1 protein-coding gene is annotated in these 270 nt (G+C 51.5%); it reads left to right on the top strand.

Annotated elements, in window-relative coordinates:
* Nucleotides 1-270: DUF1513 domain-containing protein (locus IQR33_RS32915; protein ID WP_228013871.1), on the top strand; the 270-nt coding region annotated here is incomplete at both ends.

Below are 270 nucleotides of genomic sequence, written 5' to 3'. Positions count from 1 at the left end.
GGTGCGGAAACCGTGCTTTGTGGTCAGCAATATCGTGGTGAGCCGGACGAGTATCCAGCTTTGATCGCCATGCACACGCGTGGTGGTGAAATGCAAGATCTTCAAGCTGAGCCTGAAGAGTGGGCGCGTTTCAATCACTACGTTGCGAGTATTGCAGCAACCGATGAATGGATCTTAGCCACTTCGCCTCCGGGCAGTTGTTATGGTATATGGTCTAAATCTACGGGCAAATTGGTCGAGCTAAGTGCGTTACCAGATGCCTCTGGTGTT

It is taken from the genome of Vibrio sp. OPT46, assembly GCF_015163535.1.
In the GTDB taxonomy this organism is placed as follows: domain Bacteria; phylum Pseudomonadota; class Gammaproteobacteria; order Enterobacterales; family Vibrionaceae; genus Vibrio; species Vibrio alginolyticus.
Note: the sequence above shows the minus strand (reverse complement) of the source record. Positions and strands in the feature narration are given on the sequence as shown.